Below are 17,833 nucleotides of genomic sequence, written 5' to 3'. Positions count from 1 at the left end.
AAATAACAGATTCGCCGCCTTCATGGCGGCGAATCTGTTTTCGTCTCAAGTACTTTAACTTGCGATTCCCCATGATTTTGCCACGGGGTTGTTCAATTACACGATCAGGTCTTCGAGCGCTGCTACAAAGACTGGAAGGATCTTGAATTTGATAAAGGGACATGAGTCAAAAATGTTATAGCATGGAATGAAGTCCGATCATATTGCCTTCGGTATCAGCGATCAGAGCGATAAAGCCGTATTGACCAATGGACATTTTCTCACGAATTAATTTTCCGCCTGAAGGCATTGCGCGTGCTGCCTCAACAGCACAATCTGCGCAAGTAAAGTATATCAGCACAGCATTTCCACCGGATGGCCCATCTTCCATCTTAACCAATGCTCCGGATGCGCCCATTTGATCTTTTGCCATCGGAAAGCTCCACAGGTCTATTTTCATTTCTGCAGGACTGTCCAAACGTTCCAGCTTAACCTGGAAAACAGATTCATAGAAACGCTTGGCCCGATCCATATCTTGCACGTAAATTTCAAACCATCCAACGGGGTTAATGTTCATGTAAAGCCCTCCTGTTAACGCTATCGTAATTTACAACCAAACCATCATACCCATTTCCAGCGGATGGGACAGTAACGGGTGACAGGGATAAATTCGAATGTAATATTCCTGTTTGCCACACAATTCCGGTGTTAACTGGAGTTCAAAAATATGCTCGTCTGAATCCTTGGCGCCTGTATATTCAAACTTGAAATGATTAAAGTTGGTTAATCGGGTTTTTTTATACTGGCGGTGCATCAGTAGCTCTACGATGACATCCTCCGGTTCCAAATTGTTCAGTTTAGCAGCCACCTTAAAATTCAACGCTTCACTAAAATGAGCGCGTTCAGAGGGAATGTCTAACCGACGGAGTGTTACGCCACGCCAAGCGTTTCTTATTTTGGCTTTCCAAGCAGCAATATTTTTTGCGCCAGAAAAATCATTGGCTGCGTATTGCATGCCTTTGTTACTGGCTGAGCGATAGAATTTCGTTACGTATTCATCGACCATGCGAGTCGAGTTATAACGTGGCAGTAGTGACATCATTGAATGTTTCGCCATTTTTACCCATTCAGGCGAATAGCCGAGTTTGCCATAATTGTAATAGAGTGGAACGACCTGATCTTGCAGGATTTCATACAGTGCACGGCTTTCTTCTTTGTCGCGCAGCGCGTCCTCCATATCTCTCGGACCGGGTTTGATCGCCCAGCCATTTTTACCGTCGTAGCCTTCTCCCCACCAGCCATCCAATACACTCAGGTTAATGGCGCCGTTAATACCTGCTTTCATGCCCGATGTGCCACTGGCTTCGAGCGGATAGATTGGGTTGTTAAGCCAAACATCCACGCCGGCAACTAAGCGGCGGGCGAGCCGTAAATCATAGCCTTCAATTAATAAGAGCCGTCCTTCAAATTCTTGGAATTGTGCAATCTGACTGATTCTCCGGATGACATCCTGACCCGGTACATCGGCTGGGTGTGCCTTGCCGGCAAAGATCAGCAACACAGGGCGATCTTGATCAAGGATGATTTTCCGCAGCCAGTCGAGATTTTCGAATAGTAAAGCGGCGCGCTTATACGTGGCGAATCGACGTGCAAAGCCCAATGTCAGTACGTTTGGATTGATGGGATCAACAAACTTCAGTAGCCGGTCAAGATGCGCTTCAGAGCCATGATTTCTGGTGTTTTGATCAGTGATGCGCGAACGGATACCGTGAAACATTTGCGATTTTAACGATTGCCGCACGCTCCAGAATAAATGATCGGGTATGGCATTAATGCCTGACCAATAGCCGGTATCGCACATTTTATTGCGCCATTCATGGCCGAGATAACGATCAAACAGATCAGACCATTCCTGCGCCAGGAAGGTTGGCACGTGAACGCCATTCGTAATATAGGAGATCGGATTTTCCTCCGGCTCAATTTGTGGCCACAAATCCCGGCAAATATTTGCTGATACGTCGCCGTGTATTTTGCTGACACCATTGTGTGTGCGTGAACCGTGAATCGCCAATGCTGTCATGTTGAAGTCAGGGCTATCTGATACATGACCGAGTGACAGAAATTCTTCGCGTGTAATGTTGAGATTCTGATAAAAGCTGGCAAAATAAGTTTGCATCATCTCTGCACTGAAATGATCATGCCCGGCAGGTACTGCGGTATGCGTTGTGAATACAGTATTAACGGCCACACTTTCCAGTGCAGTCGCAAAATCAAGTCCTTGCGCTACCAGATTGTGAATGCGCTCGAGAATCATAAAAGCAGCATGACCTTCGTTGATATGCCACACAGTCGGTTTGATGCCAAGCGCTTGGAGTGCACGCACACCGCCGATACCCAGAATAATCTCCTGTTCAATCCGCATGGTTCGGTCACCCCCATACAGGTTGTGCGTGATATAGCGGTCTTGTGGAGAATTTTCCGGTAAGTCGGTATCGAGCAGATAAAGTGTGACGTGGCCGATTTTTGCCTGCCATATTTTTGCAACGATGGTGCGTTGCGGCAATGCCACTTCGATTTGCACACTCGAACCATCCTCATGCAAGACCGGCGTGACAGGCAGATCCTCAAAATCCGAGATGGTGTAGGTAACCTGCTGATTACCCAAACTATCAATCGTTTGAGAAAAGTAGCCTTGGCGATAGAGCAAGCCAATCGCTACGAATGGCAAGTGTAAATCGCTGGCTGCCTTACAGTGGTCTCCAGCCAGGATACCCAAGCCGCCGGAATAAATCGGTAAACTTTCATGAAAACCAAATTCAAAACAGAAATAAGCTACCTGATCTTGCGGGCCTAAGTGTCCCGCATAATCCTGCGATGATGCATCATGATAGGAATCATAAGTGGACAGGATACTATTGTAGGTCGCGAGGAAAACCCGGTCTTCCGTTGCTTTCAGCAGTGCCGATTCATCCACGCGTTTAAGAAATGCCTTGGGATTATGTCCGACTGCTTCCCATAAATGCGGATCCAGGCGGGAGAAAAGCGTGCGCGTGGCACGATCCCAGCTATACCAAAGATTGTTAGCCAGTTCTTCCAGACGCTTAAGACGCGGTGGTATTTTAGGATTGACGGTAATGGTGAAAGCAGTTCTCGAAAACATGATGACTCTCCTTGATGAGATTTATTTTTTGTATGGGTGGTTAATTTATTGTTTTGAAGAATGGGAATTGGATCTTGAAACCGCCAAACTTTCAATCCTGACTATTGAGCAGATTATGTGCCTCTTGTTTGGCACCGAGCAAGCTGATTTCAGTATTTGTGATGACATGCACGGGAATTTCATTCATCAATGCAGAAAATCGTCCTTTGTCTCGAAATGCGCGCATGAAGCCACCTGAGCTTAATATATTAATAATCCGAGGGGCAATGCCGCCTGCAATGTATACGCCACCCCGGCATAATCCAGCCAGCGCCAGATTACCCGCGTAGGCACCATAAATCTCAGCAAATAGATCCAATGATTTGATTGCGATCGGGTGTTTGCGGGTCTGGGCCAGTGCGGTTATGTTGGCGCCACTGTCTTCCTCAAGAATAATCGGTGCTAAATCTGAAGCTATCGCCGCGTTCATTTGCAGGAAATTAAATATATTGGTTAATCCGGATCCGGATAGCACGCGTTCGACCGATACATGGCCAAATTTATCATGTAACGCCTTGAACAAGTGGATCTGCAATTCATTGGCCGGTGCAAAATCCATATGACCCGCTTCAGTGGACAATGCGGAATAGCGACCTTCCAGGCAGATAAGCCAAGCCACACCCATCCCTGTGCCCGCACCCAGTACGACGCGCGTTGCTTGCGCATGGGTTTGCCCAGTTTGTAATGTGATCAAATCGTTTTTTGACAGGCTTTCAATCGCCAATGCTGCTGCTTCAAAATCATTGATGAGCTTGACAACGGGAATAGAAAATTCATCCGAAATGCTTGTGCTACTTATTTGCCAGGGTAAATTGGTTACTTTTGTTTGCTGAGCAACGATAGGTCCTGCGATTGCAAAGCAGGCTGCTACCGGATGATTTGTTGTCTCGGTTCGATTCAGGAAGTCTCTCAGCATGTCGGAGAAAGTTGCAAAAGCGGCGCTGTCATAACGATAGGTGGATTGCTGATGGATCTCACTATCCCTTATTTCAGCCCATTGCAGTATGGTTTTGGTGCCACCAATGTCGCCATAAATAAGCTGTTTGTTCAAGGTTATCAATCCAGAAATTTTCTAGGAAGCTTGCTTAAAAAACTGGTGCGTGCATCAGTACCCAAGCAATAGTATACATCGATAGACATGTTTTCATTGTCTTTGCTGCGGTTTGACATACAATTGGACATTCAGTACATTTTCTCAGTAATTGGAAAGAATTGATTTCTCAACCGATAATTTTTTAAAGTTTTTTATTGAATACATTATGGCTGAATCATTGATCATCGCTAAAACAAGCAAAACTGACTTGGCGCTCCTGCCCGCGATGGCAACACGCCATGGCTGCATTACTGGCGCAACCGGTACCGGCAAGACGGTCACTTTGCAGAAATTGGCAGAGCGTTTCTCCAGTATCGGTGTGCCGGTATTTATGGCGGATGTTAAAGGCGATTTGACGGGTATTTGTAAACCCGGATCGTTGTCCGGAAAAGTAAAAGCACGCGTGGATCTGTTAAAACTGGATTCTCCGGAATGGCAAGGTTTTCCAGTTACTTTGTGGGATGTGCTCCAGGAAAACGGTCATCCGTTACGTGCGACGATTTCTGATATGGGGCCGCTGCTGCTGGCACGTTTGCTGAATCTGAATGAAACACAGGAAGGCGTCCTCGCATTGGTTTTTAAAGTGGCCGATGATCATGGTTTGTTGTTACTCGATATGAAGGATTTGCGCGCATTATTGCAATTTGTCGGTGACAATGCCGACAAATTCAGAACTCAGTATGGCAATGTTTCCTCTGCTTCTATCGGTGCGATCCAGCGTAGCTTATTGCAAATAGAAAAGCAGGGCGGGGACAAGTTCTTTGGTGAGCCGATGCTCAATATCGAGGATTTAATGCAGACGATTGATGGCAAAGGTGTCATCAATATTCTGGCTGCTGATAAGCTGTTAAATTCGCCGCGGTTGTACAGCACGTACTTGCTCTGGATGCTGTCAGAGTTGTACGAAAATTTGCCGGAGACCGGTGATCGTGAAAAACCAAAACTGGTATTCTTTTTTGACGAAGCGCATTTGTTGTTTAGCATGGCATCTCCCGCTTTGCTGGAGAAGATCGAACAAGTTGTTAGATTGATTCGTTCCAAAGGTGTTGGGGTTTTTTTCGTCACGCAGAACCCGTTTGATATTCCGGAAAAAGTATTAACGCAACTGGGTAATCGCGTTCAGCACGCGTTGCGCGCATTCACGCCGCGTGACCAGAAAGCAGTGAATGCTATCGCTGAAACCATGCGGCCTAATCCGAAACTGAATGTCAAGCAAGCCATTCTTGAGCTTTCCGTTGGTGAAGCGCTGATCTCTTTTCTCGATTCTGATGGATCGCCGACAGTCACCGAGCGCGCTTTTATATTGCCTCCCGTTAGCCAGATTGGCCCGATCACACCAGAGGAAAGAAAACAACTGATCCAATCCTCGCTTGTGGCTGGTGTATATGAACAGGAAATAGATCGTGAAAGCGCTTTTGAATTATTGCAGGCGCGAACCGGCACTGAAAAACCACTTAGCAACTCATCGCAAGCCAAAGATTCTGAGTTTTTGCAGAAACCAACGAGCGAGGGAATCTTGGGAGAATTAGGCGACCTACTGTTAGGTTCATCCGGGAAACGTGGCGGGCGCCGCGAGGGAGTAATTGACGCCCTTGCAAAGAGCGCAGCTCGTTCGGTGGGCTCATCCATTGCGCGTGAAATTACCCGCGGCTTGTTGGGGTCATTACTAGGCCAGAAAAGGCGCTAGGAGGCTGTCCGAGAATAGAGCGATCTACTGAAGAAAAGCTATTTTGGTCATATTTTCCGATTATTCTCGTTAAATAGAATAACTATTCGCCTCAAATAATCGAAAAATCTGTCTCAAAATGGCTTTCCCTCGCTACGATCACTATTCTTGGACAGCCTCCTAGCCTGACCGAGAATATATAGCTATTTAATTAGCTTTAGACATAAAAATGGAGACAATTTATGGCAGATGATGGATCAAGTCAATCGACTACTGTTTGGCCTATGCCAAAGTTTTATTTTCAGGTTAAGTGGGATTCTCAAGTGATGTCATTTCAGGAAGTGAGCGGATTGGACATCCAGTCAGAGGAGATCAAATATCGTCATGGCGATAGTCCAGAATTTTCGGTGATCAAAATGCCAGGAATGAAGAAAGTCGGAAATATCACCATGAAGAAAGGTATCTTCAAAGGGGATAACAAATTCTGGGATTGGTTTAAACAAATTAAAATGAATACGATTAAACGATTGCCGGTTACTATCAGTCTGCTGGATGAGGGCGGTAAGGCGACTATGGTATGGACACTGACGAATGCTTGGCCGACAAAGATTACCGGCACCGACTTGAAATCGGAAGGTAATGAAGTGGCAATTGAGAGCATGGAAATCGAGCATGAAGGCATAACTATTTCAAATGGTTGAGTTTTTAACTTGCGATTCTCTGTGGTCTTGCCGCAAGGATAGGTGCAGGGCGCGCGGAGCAAATTTATAACCATGCCAAAGAAAACTGAAATTAACTGGCTAAGCGAGCCGGAAGCACATAATTATCCGGCAGCTTTGTCTTATTTGAGCCTGATGTACGATGAACAGACAGCGATTGGTTATGTGGATAATCTAAAACAGGCAAAGATTTCAGAGTTCAAAGCCAAGGATATTTTTAGAGCATCCAATTTATCGTTGCTCGGAATAAGCAATACGCAGGTGAAGAAAAATCAACAGAAGATACAATCGGGGAATCAATTGTCACCTATTTTGCTGGTGAGAGATTCGGTGAATGGCAAAGTGATCGTCGCGGATGGCTATCATCGGCTTTGTGCAATCTATACCTACGATGAAGATGCCGTCATTCCATGCAAAATTATCTAGCAAGTTCAGAGGGGTGAGATTTGATTGCGGATATCGATAAAGCCGATCCAACAGTAGTCATGGATGAGATTCAGCTTATTTTGGCTGAAAAGCGTACCTCACTTTCCGTGATGCGGACAGGTATAGCCATATTGGCTCTTCCTTTATCCGTTATGAGCGTGCTGGTAGCGACTTCAAGAATGTATGATGCAGAAAGTGTTTTGCACTTTCTGATTCCATTGGGGTTGCTTAATCTTGCCTTGATTGTATTAAGCGTCTATCTGATTATCCGTTCGATCATTCGAATTCACTTCTATGACAGCTGCTTTACAAAATAAAGCTAAAGAAAAGTGATCTTGCTGAGCTGATTGAATAAATTTATCTCAGGAATGGAATGATTACACTCTGATTCGCATGTTTTTTCGTGGCGGTGATATGTGTGTTTCCTACACAAATTCAATGAATTGCAATTTTTTCCGGGGACCATTCTTAACCGCTCGTGATCAAATCCTCTGCTTGCGACAATTTGTCACATTCCCTTTTCTTTGTTTTGCCTGGATAATCCTATCTGGATTGAGCAATGACAGTTACTGAACAAGTTATTAATTTTTTGTCTATTTTAATTAGATTCTCCTAGCTTTACTTTCTTCCCCCTCCCCATTCCATGCCTCCCTCCCTCAAAAGCGCTTTTACTCAGGATGGCATCGGAATGGTTTTTTTCTTCAATCATCGCACTGTAAGGGTGAGTATTGATTGAAATTTATTCCGTGCGATCAATGACTCGAACAGGAAGCGGACGTCATGGGAGCAAAAGCTGCCGGATAGGTTGGAAGAATACGCTACCGGATAGCATGGTTTGCCAGGGTACGAAAGTCATTTTCCCAGCTCTTTAGTTTGTCATGCGCATGGCGGCGCTGGGTGGCGTTGGTGCTGTTGTGCATCTGCGCAATGAAAGCGCAGTTGTACTCGGTCAGTTTCACCTGGTAGGCGCGGTAATCGTCATCAGCAGAGCGCTCGACGCGTTCGACCAATACGCGCAGTGCCGCAACGACTTGTTCGGTTTCTACCGGTTCAGCGGCCAGGCGGCGCAGTGTCAACAGTGTTTCGTGCTGACGTCGCTGGCGCTCGATCAACCAGGCTTCTGGGTCGAAAGGTGACGCTGCAATGTTGGTAGTAATCAGGCGCCGCTGCGCCTCGTCAATGCTGCCGTAGAGATTCTCAATGCGTTTGATGGTGCGTTTGGCCGATGCCTCCCGTCGTTCTTCGATATTCGGTTGCAGGTGGTCGCGCCGCAGTTCTTCGTTACCCTTGCTGTAGTGTTTCTCCATGTGCTGCCATTGTGCTTCACCCAAACCCGGCACCAACGGTGCGCCGAGCTGCAGCATCTGATCGAACGCTGGTGCCACGGTGTTTCTCAGTTCTTCAGACCAACCACAAACCTGTGCCGGTGTCACGGTATCATCAAGCTGGTTGCTCAGCTTGGCTAGCAAAGCCGCGTATTCGGGAAGCTGCGTTTTGCGGTGCCAATCAAACCACCGGCGGATTGCCTCCTTGGCGTGCGGTGTCTGTTCGCTGCTAAAGTTGACGTAGCCATCGAGCCACCACCAGACCAACTGCGGCCCTTGATCGTAACCGAGGCGCAACATACTGCAACTGCCGAGCAGGAGCAGCAAACAGATCAATACGCCTCTCGCAAGAGACATCCGCAAGGAATTCCACGTTGTACTCATCGGTTGCAAACCAAAATATGAAAGAAGGGGCTTACGATAATGCATTTTGGTTTTCACGAGACAGAAATATCCATAGTTTTTTACAGCGATAGAAATTTATACCAGTCTGGACTCAATTGTTAGGATTAATCGCTTATAAGCGATAATATTACTACCCTTTGAGCATTCATTTCAGCATTGAAATCCATTCCTCGGCTTTTTTATATCCATGACCCCATGTGTAGCTGGTGCTACGCATTTGGCCAAAGCTGGTCTGCGTTGCAACAGGATTTACCGCGAGATATGGAGATTGTATACCTCGTTGGCGGGCTCGCGCCGGATACCACAGAACTGATGCCGCTCGCGCCGCAAAAAATGGTGCAACAGGCATGGCAGCGCATCGAGCAAACGGTACCCGGTGTTCACTTCAATTGGGATTTCTGGTCACGAAATACGCCGATTCGTGCGACTTATCCGGCTTGCCGGGCTGTTTTGGCAGCCAAAAAGCAGCGGACGGAAGCTGAACCGGAAATGATACGTGCCATACAGACCGCTTATTACCAACAAGCGAAGAATCCATCACTGCCGGAAACCTTGCAAGCTTGCGCCCGCGAGATTGGATTGAACGAAGAAGTTTTTATCGAAGATCTGACAAGCCCGGCGATAGAAAGTGAACTACAGCATCAAATACAACTGGCAAGAAGCATGGATGTCTATTCCTATCCGTCTTTGCGGCTGGTACATAACAGTACCGTGTTTCCGATTGCTATCGATTATTTGGATCATCGAACCATGTTGGGTGAAATAAAACAATCGAATCTATAGTAGTCCAGACTTGATCTGATATTGATTGACTGAATTAGAACCATTGCGGGCATTTGTTCGAGCCTAAAACGGCTCCCGACCAGGGCTAGAACCTTGGGATCTGCGGATTAACAGGTATTATAAGTATCTATTTTATTAATTTAATACCCGATAGCACTCACTAATATACGCAGATAATCGCCAGATTTGTCACGTTGAAAAAATAGAATATCCAGTGATGTCTCCAAGATCATCTGACGAGTCGATTGATTCCTTATGTGACTTGTTGGAATCTATTTTATCCAGCTAGTCTTAATCCTGCTCGGTTTTCAATATTTTTCCGTTAGCATCCAATTCAAGTTCGAGTTTCTTTCCTTCCGACTTGATTTCGACCTCGTAAGCAATAACCGTTCCATCTGGCTTCATTACTTTTTCTGCGTCTTCAATGGTTGCTTTCGGATATGCCTTGGAAATAGCCTGAACTATTGATTCGGGCAACGCCTTAGCATCGAGAGTTTCTTCTATTTGTACAATTACTCCATCAGAGTCATACAGAACTTCGTATTCTCTATCGTTTTCCTTGAATTCCACTTCATAAACAGCTTTTCCATCGATTATTTCTTTCTCGAATTCTATTTCTTTGGCATTTGGATAAGCTTTCTCAAAAGCTTCGAGTACCGTTTTTGGTACTTGCTGTTTGCTTACTTCCTTTTCACCTGCATTCGCCTGACCGAATACTATCAATAAGATGATTGCTATCGTTGTAATCCAAAATTGCGTTTTCATAAAATATCCTTTGGCTGGAGCCAATTACTGATTAAAATTCGTCAATCCATTTACATTTTCTGAATGTGATCGGAAAAAAGAACAACGAAAAAATTTCGTTGTTCTCTGTCTACTCTTTGGATGAGTGATTGTCAATATTTAGAAGTATAAGAGAGGACGTAAATGTATTAGATTGCAACTAATCCGTATTCACAATGATTTATTGTCACGATCTATTAATAACCAATTGATATTAATTGTAATTAATATGATTAATGGGTGTTTTAATTAACTGTTTCTATTGAAAATATATCCGCTAGTGCTTGCCAATAATCGTCAGATTTGTCACGTTTCTTTTGCAATAATCTGGAAATCAAATAACTTCTTAGTATAGCTGCGCGATGGGCAAACATTTTGATTAAATCTCTGCAGGTCTAATCCTCCGTTTGCAACGGAGTGCTTTACAACTCTAGCTACATCAAGCTACCTTGACTCAAGAAAAGATAAATCTTTAGTGCGAATCTATTTTTTACGGATAATGTAATAGAGACACAATTCATAGCTTATCGGGAGATATTTCTTGTAATAAATAACCGCTCTCAGCTATTTTGAAATTTTCTTGTAGAGTTTGACGGGAGCCATCCGTTTTTTCCGCATACGAAGATTGAGCATCTCTACTGTGACGGAAAAAGCCATAGCAAAATAAATATAGCCCTTTGGCACATGTACACCGAACCCCTCCACCATGAGTGTGACGCCCACTAAAATAAGGAATGAAAGAGCAAGGATTTTGATCGTAGGATGTTCATCCACAAAGTCCCCGATAGTTTTTGCTGCCATCAGCATCACGATTACTGCCAGAATAATAGCAATCGCCATGAGAGAAACCTGATCGACCAGGCCGATCGCCGTGATGACTGAATCCAATGAGAATACGATATCCAACACCGCAATCTGGAGCAGCGCCGTTCCCAGGCTGGTGACTACAACCAAACGACCCGGTTCTTCTATTCCTTCCAAGCTGTTATGGATTTCATGCGTAGCTTTGGCGACCAGAAACAGACCGCCACCAATCAGAATCACATCGCGTCCTGAAATCTCATATGAAAACAATGTAACCCACGGTTCAGTTAATCCCATTACCCAGGAGATCGAAAATAGCAAAGCCAAGCGCGTGATCATGGCAAGGCCAAGCCCCATCCTTCTGGCAAACGCACGTTGACTTTCGGGAAGGCGCCCGACAAGTATGGAGATAAATATAATGTTATCGATCCCGAGAACAATTTCTAGTGCAGTTAATGTGCCTAATGCTATCCACGCTTCAGGACTTGTCAGCCATTCAAATATCAAGGTTCCCTCTTCTTTCTTTTGACGGTCATAAACTGTGGACGTAACTCACTTTTAATTGTTCATCGAGCCCAAGGCTGATATCAGCAGGTTAGCTCAGTTGGTTTTTCATAATATTTCTCAACAGACCCGCCTTACTGCAATACAGTAAGCATAAATACCTTTCTAAGCAAAAATAAACGTACTGATAATCCATTGTGTTGTCAAAAACACAGATGAGTGTTTCAAAAAAGGTTTATCTTCTAGCAGGCCGTTGAAAAACTATCTGCGTTGCCGCTGCGGTGTTAAAAACAGGCTCAAAATGCTCATTTATTAAGTATAAACTGCGCTTTTTCGCCTGTTTTTTGCCTTGCATCGGCTGCCTCGAATACGTTTTTCAACAGCCTTCTAGACGAGATTATAAGGGACAGATTATGAAATGGCTCGCAGGAATTATTATATTGATTTTGCTAGTAGTATCAGAAAAATTTAGAAAATTTGCAGGGGTTTTTGTTTTGGTATGTGCGGTTGGTGGTTTGTTATTTTGGCAGTATCAAGAATTTGAAAAGAATAAATCCAGAAACAGGATTTCGCCTTCAGAGTTAGTTTTAAAAAATATCTCATTTAAGCTCTCACACAGTAGCTATGAAATGACGGGGCGTATAATCAATAACTCTGAAAAATTTACTTTGAATGGTGTGCAATTAAAAATTACCATTAAAGATTGTGCGAATAACGATCCTATTGATTGCATTATTTTTTCAGAAAAAAACGAATATATTTATGTCCATATTCCACCCGAACAAGCCAGAGATTTCAGAAGAGATATTTCGCTATATTCGGATCAGAATAAAGAGGATAGGTTAGTTTGGGATTATTCGATTGAATATGCGGAGTCAGAATAGAGGGAGTTTGTAATTTAGGAGCCTCTGAATAACTCACTCTTGTCATTCCGAACAGAGTGAGGAATCTTTGGTAATCAACAGCATAGATTTCTCGCTATGCTCGAAATGACAGTTATTCAGAGATTCCTTTAAGATATTGATCTTTTTGATTGGGTGCGCCATCCATCCAGCCGATACCTCACACTTAGAAAATCGTTTAACTGGACTGGTAAAGTTTACTTACCCCACTTAGTTTACGGATAAAATCCTTCCGTTAATAAAATAAGGAATCCACCATGAAGATCAACCAAGGAACGACTCAGCCACTACATCGCCGTAGCCTGGAAAACGAGATAATCACTGCAGTAGTCGTATTGTACTTATTTCTTGCAGTAATCATGATTATGGTGCATTACCTACAGCCTTCCGGGCAAGAAACGGCAACATCGTCAACATCGCTCTCCCATAGCGAAAAATCAACTGACAAGTCAAAAGGCGAATAAAAATGCTTGCCAGCACATCCGAGAAAGAGGAGAAACTAACCCATGATCCACAGCATCATTAAAACTCAACAATCATTTTCTATTGTGCATGGCATGCCAGAACCAGAAAATGATCGTGATGTCGTTTGGCTTGACGTTGCCGCACCAACCGTGGAAGAGAGCGCAATGTTGCGCCAGCGTTTCGGTATCGACACCGGCTCAAAAAACAGCAGTGTGACAGAGGACGACAGTTTCCTCTATATGCGCTCCTATTTGTTGACACTGGACGCGAATGAGGTCCCATGCTTTGGACACGTCACCTTCGTTCTCGGACAACAAGTGGTAGCCACCCTCAACAATGAAGAGGGTTTTCACCAGTTCTCGATCGCATTACAACGCTTGAACCGCAAGCAGGCCAATGCCCAAAGCCCGAAAGAGGTGTTGCGAGTACTGCTGCAAGTAGCTAACGATAGCGCCGACACCGCCATTGACCGCATTGCTGATGAACTCGAGCGCAGTGCCAAGGAGATTTCCGAAATATCGGATGGGTACAACGCACAAGGAAAAGAAATGGGAGTGACGGATCTTCTGGGGACGATGCGAAGCTTAAACGAGACTGAAGAACTCATTTCGAAATGTGTGGAGGCTCAGTTGTCACTGGCGCGTGCAGTGCGCTACCTAGGTGGCGAGGTTGATAACGTCACCGAGGCGGAGTTGCAAGCGGTAGTCAACGAACTCGCAGGCGATGTCGTTGGGGTCAAGGAACATGCTTATTTTGAGCACGAGAAGGTACGCTATCTACAAAACGCCGTCACAAATATTTTGAACATCAAGCAGAACCAAATAGTTAAGGTATTCACTATTATTACCGCCGTTTTCCTTCCGCCTACACTAGTTGGCACCTTCTATGGGATGAACTTCGCTGTGATGCCAGAGCTGTCATGGCAACATGGTTTCATTTACTCAATGATGTTAACTCTCGGTGCCGCGTTACTACCGCTTGCCTATATCAAGAAAAAAGGATGGTTGCGATAATTGCACGACCAATCACCTCCAAGGACGGTCGAGAGGCGCTATTTACAGCTGCCGGAAACCTTGCAAGGTTGTGCCAGCGAGATTGGATTGAACGAAGAAGTTTTTGTCGAATATCTGACAAGTCCGGCGATAGAAAGTGAATTGCAGCATCAAATTCAACTGGCAAGAAGCATGGATGGCTATTCCTATCCGTCTTTGCGGCTGGTACATAACAATACCGTGTTTCCGGTTGCGATCGATTATTTGGATCATCGAACCATGCTGAGTGAAATTGTAGTAGCTCAAGCTTGATCTGATAGCTTCAGAAGTTATCATCCATTCAATCTGACATTGGTTGACTAGCGTCGATCCAATGCAGTCTGCGAGACTTAGTGATCGATGGCGGCTTACATCGCCCAAGGCTGCGATATATCCATCTATCTTCGATCATAGACAGCCTTGAGCTGCAATATTTTTTCCGAATGAGTTTCGGATCGCTTATACTATCTATTCACTAATATATTCATATATTAATTCAAATGTATGTCACTGCACGCTGAGACTATTCGAATGCGACTATTTGGTGGGCCGTTATCCGCTCGCCAAATATCTGAAATTATTGGTGTCAGTCAACCAACGATCTCCCGCACTCTGACCGAACTTGGCGATGAAATTGTTCGGATTGGCGCTGCGCGATCTATTCATTACGCGCTACGCGATGCCACACGCGGATTGCCGGACTTCCCGGTCTACCGGGTCGATGCAGAAGGCCGGATACGTCAACTGGGAATGTTGATTCCAGTGCGTCTGGAAGGGTTCGTTATGTGCCAAGAGAACGGAGTCACTCTCCATAGCCACGGTTTGCCATGGTGGTTGTTTGACATGCGTCCCCAAGGGTATCTCGGTCGAGCATACGCTGCTCGTTACGGCGCTGAACTGGGGCTTCCGGAACGGCTCACAGACTGGACCGATACCCACGCCTTGCGGGCGCTGCTTGCGCATGGCCATGATGTGGTAGGGAATCTGCTGCTGGGCGATATTGCGCGGGATCGTTTTCTCGCCGCTTCCGTTCCCGATCCAATCGAGGAGAAACAAAAGGCCAAAGCATATACTCGGTTGGCAATAGAAGCCGCTCGCGGTGAGAAACCTGGATCGTCAGCCGGAGGCGAGCAACCAAAGTTCACCACCTTCGCCATAACGCCCGATGGACCCCGGCACGTCATCGTGAAGTTCAGCGAGATGGAAGAAAGTCCTGTGAGCGAACGCTGGCGCGATCTGTTGCTAGCCGAACATCTCGCGCTGGATACGCTCCGCGAAGCCGGTGTCCCTGCCGCCAAAACACGGATAGTGGATCACGGCAGCCAACGTTTTCTTGAAGCGGAGCGTTTTGACCGTATCGGCAACTTGGGCCGGCGTGCACTATGCTCCTTAGCTGCGCTGGACGCCGAATTCGTTGGCGCAGGCACAGGGGGTTGGCCCATCATCGCCCGCCGGCTGGCGGCTGACGGTCAGATTCGCCAAGAAGCAGCGGATCGTGCAGATCTCCTGTGGGCTTTCGGCACCCTGATCGGTAATACCGACATGCACAGCGGCAATCTGTCATTCGTCTCCGAGCATGGCCGCCCTTATGATATTGCACCGGCTTACGATATGACGTCGATGACCTTTGCACCCCGCAGTGGTGGCGGGCTACCGAGCACCGTGTCCGAGGCCAGCATTTGCGCTAGTGTGACTAACGAAACCTAGCGATACGCTGAACAACTGGCTCGTGTGTTCCTTGCTCAGATGAAGGCGAGCACAGGATTCAGCCACCGGTTCGGATCGTGTATCGCCGCACTTGAGGACCACATCAAGACGGCCAGTGCTAAGATTGACCGGCTAGGATGAATGTGTAGAGACCTTTGCACGGCTACGATCCTAGGGTAATCACCACAATACGCCGTCCGTGCCATTCAGACCGCTTATTATCAACAAGCGAAGAATCCTTCGCTGCCGGAAACCTTGCAAGCTTGCGCTCGCGAAATTGGATTGAACGAAGAAGTTTTTATCGAAGATCTGAGAAGTCCGGCGATAGAAAGTGAATTACAGCATCAAATGCAACTGGCAAGAAGCATGGATGCCTATTCCTATCCGTCTTTGCGGCTGGTACATAACCAATACCGCATTTCCGGTTGCGATCGATTATTTAGATTATCGAGCCATGCTGAATGAAATAAAAACAATCGAATCTGTAGTGGCTCAAACTTGATCTGACAGCTTCAGAAATTAATCGTCATTTAATCTGACAGTGATTGACTGAATTCGATTCATTGACGGCATTTGTTTGAGCCTAAAACGGCTCACCAAAACGGATAAATCTGGTAACTGGGAAGTATACATTTGCTAATTTAATTATTTCTTCATTAATTAAATTTCTATTCTTTTTTACGCTCATTTGCGGCAATTCCTATTGCATCTTGAATATGTAATTTGTTAATTTTTAGTCTTTCACTAAAAACTGATGGATCTTGCTGAGTAAGGAATGAGTATAGCTTTCCCGATTCTCGGAAATAACGTAACGCTTTTTGGGGTTGTTTCCAGTGCATATTTACACCACCTAATAATTCTAGAGTATTTGCTACTTCAGCAAGATACTCATGTGGATTCGATTTTGCTAATTTACGATATATATCTAAAGCTTCTTGGAGGAATTCTTCCGCTTCTTTTCGGCGATCACGTTCAAGTGCGACAAGATTTCCTAGATATCTAAGCGTCAATCCCACTTCAGGTAAATAAACCTCAGGATTATTTTCAGCTAGTTCCCTTTGAAATTTTAAAGCCTTATGATGAATTCTTTCCGCTTCACCGTGACGATTACGCCTACTATCTGATGCTACCAAGTTACCTAGGTTTCTGAGCACTAATGCTTTGTCAGATTGATAATATCTATCTTGATTATTTGTGAGCAGAGATTCGTACATTTTTAAGGCTTCATTTAGTAATCTTTCAATAGAATCAAAGTAGAGATTTCTGTCTTTTTGAATCAGTATGTTACATAGATTGTTGATTGCTGCTGCAGCAGCGTAAAGAGCCTTACCTGATTTAATTTTGTTATGTACATCACGGCAAATTTTTATGGCATCTTCGAATAATTTTCTAGCTTCATCGAAGCGGTTACGATCATCACTTATCAGTAACCCCAGATTAGTGCGCGTACCAGCTTCATCAGCACGGTAGTTATCAATATTGTTCTTTGTTAGTTCAAGAAAAATTTCTATAGATTCACAGTAATACGCTTCCGCTTGGTCGCGGCGGCTTACTTTATGAGAAGCAATACTTCCCAGATTGGTAAGTATGATAGCTACTCCGGGTAAATACGTAGCTAAATCATTTTGCGCAAGATTCTTACAAACTGGCAGTGCATCCAAGAATACTTTTTCTGCATCATCAAATTTTTTTTCACTTTGTAAGAAGCAAGCGTAATTACACAAATACTGAGGCGTATAGTTAAGTTCTAATGCCTCCTCATAGTATTGTTGTGTCGTAGGAATACGTTGATCGCCTAGTTGATAATTAAATTCAGCGAGTCTTGCTCTCAGCAAAAAATCTGCAGCCAGATCATTGATCTGTGTACTAGATTCTTCTAGCTGTTTCTTGATTTGTTCATTTTTCTTAAGTAAGGCTTGTTTTTCCTGACCCATTTCATTTGCATCTAGGGCCTGTTGACATTTTAAGATAACTATTTAATAAATAGAAACAAACTTGTAATATAGGTATTCCTATAACACCAATAAAACAAGTTTGCGATG

At 44.9% G+C, this 17,833-nt stretch carries 18 protein-coding genes; 11 read left to right on the top strand and 7 right to left on the bottom strand.

Annotated elements, in window-relative coordinates; all coding sequences use genetic code 11:
• Nucleotides 1-175: 175 nt before the first annotated feature.
• The 3 genes from ACH10T_RS04185 to glk form a co-directional block, all read right to left on the bottom strand.
• On the bottom strand, nt 176-556 hold the full coding sequence (locus tag ACH10T_RS04185) for a VOC family protein (protein ID WP_394808071.1): 381 nt from the start codon (nt 554-556) through the stop codon (nt 176-178).
• Nucleotides 557-586: 30 nt separating this feature from the next.
• Complete coding sequence (gene glgP, locus ACH10T_RS04180) at nt 587-3,139, bottom strand: alpha-glucan family phosphorylase (RefSeq protein WP_394808070.1); 2,553 nt, start codon at nt 3,137-3,139, stop codon at nt 587-589.
• 91 nt (nt 3,140-3,230) lie between these two features.
• The gene (glk, locus tag ACH10T_RS04175) at nt 3,231-4,229 is read right to left on the bottom strand and encodes a glucokinase (protein WP_394808069.1); all 999 of its coding nucleotides are present in this window, start codon (nt 4,227-4,229) and stop codon (nt 3,231-3,233) included.
• Between the two features lie 208 nt (nt 4,230-4,437).
• Here glk and ACH10T_RS04170 point away from each other — a divergent pair, with 208 nt between their 5' ends.
• From ACH10T_RS04170 to ACH10T_RS04155, 4 genes are all read left to right on the top strand, one after another.
• Complete coding sequence (locus tag ACH10T_RS04170; protein ID WP_394808068.1) at nt 4,438-5,958, top strand: helicase HerA-like domain-containing protein; 1,521 nt, start codon at nt 4,438-4,440, stop codon at nt 5,956-5,958.
• Between the two features lie 221 nt (nt 5,959-6,179).
• Complete coding sequence (locus ACH10T_RS04165) at nt 6,180-6,638, top strand: phage tail protein (protein WP_394808067.1); 459 nt, start codon at nt 6,180-6,182, stop codon at nt 6,636-6,638.
• Nucleotides 6,639-6,710: 72 nt separating this feature from the next.
• Nucleotides 6,711-7,082: a hypothetical protein gene (locus ACH10T_RS04160; protein ID WP_394808066.1), complete on the top strand. Its 372-nt coding sequence runs from the start codon at nt 6,711-6,713 to the stop codon at nt 7,080-7,082.
• Between the two features lie 20 nt (nt 7,083-7,102).
• On the top strand, nt 7,103-7,399 hold the full coding sequence (locus ACH10T_RS04155; RefSeq protein WP_394808065.1) for a hypothetical protein: 297 nt from the start codon (nt 7,103-7,105) through the stop codon (nt 7,397-7,399).
• A 501-nt stretch (nt 7,400-7,900) separates the two neighbouring features.
• On the opposite strand, the gene ACH10T_RS04150 is transcribed toward ACH10T_RS04155, so the two are convergent.
• On the bottom strand, nt 7,901-8,848 hold the full coding sequence (locus ACH10T_RS04150; protein ID WP_394808064.1) for a DUF6279 family lipoprotein: 948 nt from the start codon (nt 8,846-8,848) through the stop codon (nt 7,901-7,903).
• Nucleotides 8,849-8,968: 120 nt separating this feature from the next.
• On the opposite strand from ACH10T_RS04150, the gene ACH10T_RS04145 reads away from it, so the two are divergent.
• Entirely contained in the window at nt 8,969-9,595 is a 627-nt protein-coding gene (locus tag ACH10T_RS04145; protein WP_394808063.1) for a DsbA family protein, read from the top strand.
• A 291-nt stretch (nt 9,596-9,886) separates the two neighbouring features.
• Here ACH10T_RS04145 and ACH10T_RS04140 read toward each other — a convergent pair whose 3' ends face one another.
• Nucleotides 9,887-10,360 carry a PepSY-like domain-containing protein gene (locus ACH10T_RS04140; protein WP_394808062.1) on the bottom strand — a complete coding sequence of 158 codons (474 nt, stop codon included), beginning with the start codon at nt 10,358-10,360 and terminating at the stop codon, nt 9,887-9,889.
• Between the two features lie 582 nt (nt 10,361-10,942).
• A complete protein-coding gene (locus ACH10T_RS04135; protein ID WP_394808098.1) occupies nt 10,943-11,686 on the bottom strand; it encodes a TerC family protein in 744 nt (247 codons plus the stop codon).
• Nucleotides 11,687-12,099: 413 nt separating this feature from the next.
• Between ACH10T_RS04135 and ACH10T_RS04130 the strand changes: the two genes are divergently transcribed.
• From ACH10T_RS04130 to ACH10T_RS04105, 6 genes are all read left to right on the top strand, one after another.
• A complete protein-coding gene (locus tag ACH10T_RS04130) occupies nt 12,100-12,570 on the top strand; it encodes a hypothetical protein (protein ID WP_394808061.1) in 471 nt (156 codons plus the stop codon).
• Between the two features lie 275 nt (nt 12,571-12,845).
• Entirely contained in the window at nt 12,846-13,052 is a 207-nt protein-coding gene (locus ACH10T_RS04125; protein WP_394808060.1) for a hypothetical protein, read from the top strand.
• 42 nt (nt 13,053-13,094) lie between these two features.
• Nucleotides 13,095-14,066 (top strand): CorA family divalent cation transporter, encoded by a 972-nt coding sequence (locus ACH10T_RS04120; RefSeq protein ID WP_394808059.1) that lies wholly within the window; start codon nt 13,095-13,097, stop codon nt 14,064-14,066.
• Entirely contained in the window at nt 14,067-14,357 is a 291-nt protein-coding gene (locus ACH10T_RS04115) for a hypothetical protein (RefSeq protein ID WP_394808058.1), read from the top strand.
• Nucleotides 14,358-14,588: 231 nt separating this feature from the next.
• Nucleotides 14,589-15,791 carry a type II toxin-antitoxin system HipA family toxin YjjJ gene (gene yjjJ, locus ACH10T_RS04110; protein WP_394808057.1) on the top strand — a complete coding sequence of 401 codons (1,203 nt, stop codon included), beginning with the start codon at nt 14,589-14,591 and terminating at the stop codon, nt 15,789-15,791.
• 204 nt (nt 15,792-15,995) lie between these two features.
• Complete coding sequence (locus ACH10T_RS04105; RefSeq protein ID WP_394808097.1) at nt 15,996-16,256, top strand: DsbA family protein; 261 nt, start codon at nt 15,996-15,998, stop codon at nt 16,254-16,256.
• Nucleotides 16,257-16,459: 203 nt separating this feature from the next.
• Here ACH10T_RS04105 and ACH10T_RS04100 read toward each other — a convergent pair whose 3' ends face one another.
• The gene (locus ACH10T_RS04100) at nt 16,460-17,725 is read right to left on the bottom strand and encodes a tetratricopeptide repeat protein (protein ID WP_394808056.1); all 1,266 of its coding nucleotides are present in this window, start codon (nt 17,723-17,725) and stop codon (nt 16,460-16,462) included.
• Between the last annotated feature and the right edge of the window lie 108 nt (nt 17,726-17,833).

The sequence above is a fragment of the Nitrosomonas sp. genome, from assembly GCF_043753625.1.
Classification (GTDB): Bacteria; Pseudomonadota; Gammaproteobacteria; order Burkholderiales; family Nitrosomonadaceae; genus Nitrosomonas.
The sequence above is the reverse complement of the archived record's forward strand: the minus strand, read 5'-3'. Positions and strand labels throughout refer to the sequence as shown.

Bases quoted from the DNA above. Each gene is read 5' to 3' on its own strand.
- ACH10T_RS04170 (WP_394808068.1), top strand. From the start codon at position 4,438: ATGGCTGAATCATTGATCATCGCTAAAACAAGCAAAACTGACTTGGCG.
- ACH10T_RS04160 (WP_394808066.1), top strand. From the start codon at position 6,711: ATGCCAAAGAAAACTGAAATTAACTGGCTAAGCGAGCCGGAAGCACAT.
- glgP (WP_394808070.1), bottom strand. From the start codon at position 3,139: ATGTTTTCGAGAACTGCTTTCACCATTACCGTCAATCCTAAAATACCA.
- yjjJ (WP_394808057.1), top strand. From the start codon at position 14,589: ATGTCACTGCACGCTGAGACTATTCGAATGCGACTATTTGGTGGGCCG.
- ACH10T_RS04165 (WP_394808067.1), top strand. From the start codon at position 6,180: ATGGCAGATGATGGATCAAGTCAATCGACTACTGTTTGGCCTATGCCA.
- ACH10T_RS04125 (WP_394808060.1), top strand. From the start codon at position 12,846: ATGAAGATCAACCAAGGAACGACTCAGCCACTACATCGCCGTAGCCTG.
- ACH10T_RS04100 (WP_394808056.1), bottom strand. From the start codon at position 17,725: ATGGGTCAGGAAAAACAAGCCTTACTTAAGAAAAATGAACAAATCAAG.
- ACH10T_RS04130 (WP_394808061.1), top strand. From the start codon at position 12,100: ATGAAATGGCTCGCAGGAATTATTATATTGATTTTGCTAGTAGTATCA.
- ACH10T_RS04140 (WP_394808062.1), bottom strand. From the start codon at position 10,360: ATGAAAACGCAATTTTGGATTACAACGATAGCAATCATCTTATTGATA.
- ACH10T_RS04185 (WP_394808071.1), bottom strand. From the start codon at position 556: ATGAACATTAACCCCGTTGGATGGTTTGAAATTTACGTGCAAGATATG.
- ACH10T_RS04120 (WP_394808059.1), top strand. From the start codon at position 13,095: ATGATCCACAGCATCATTAAAACTCAACAATCATTTTCTATTGTGCAT.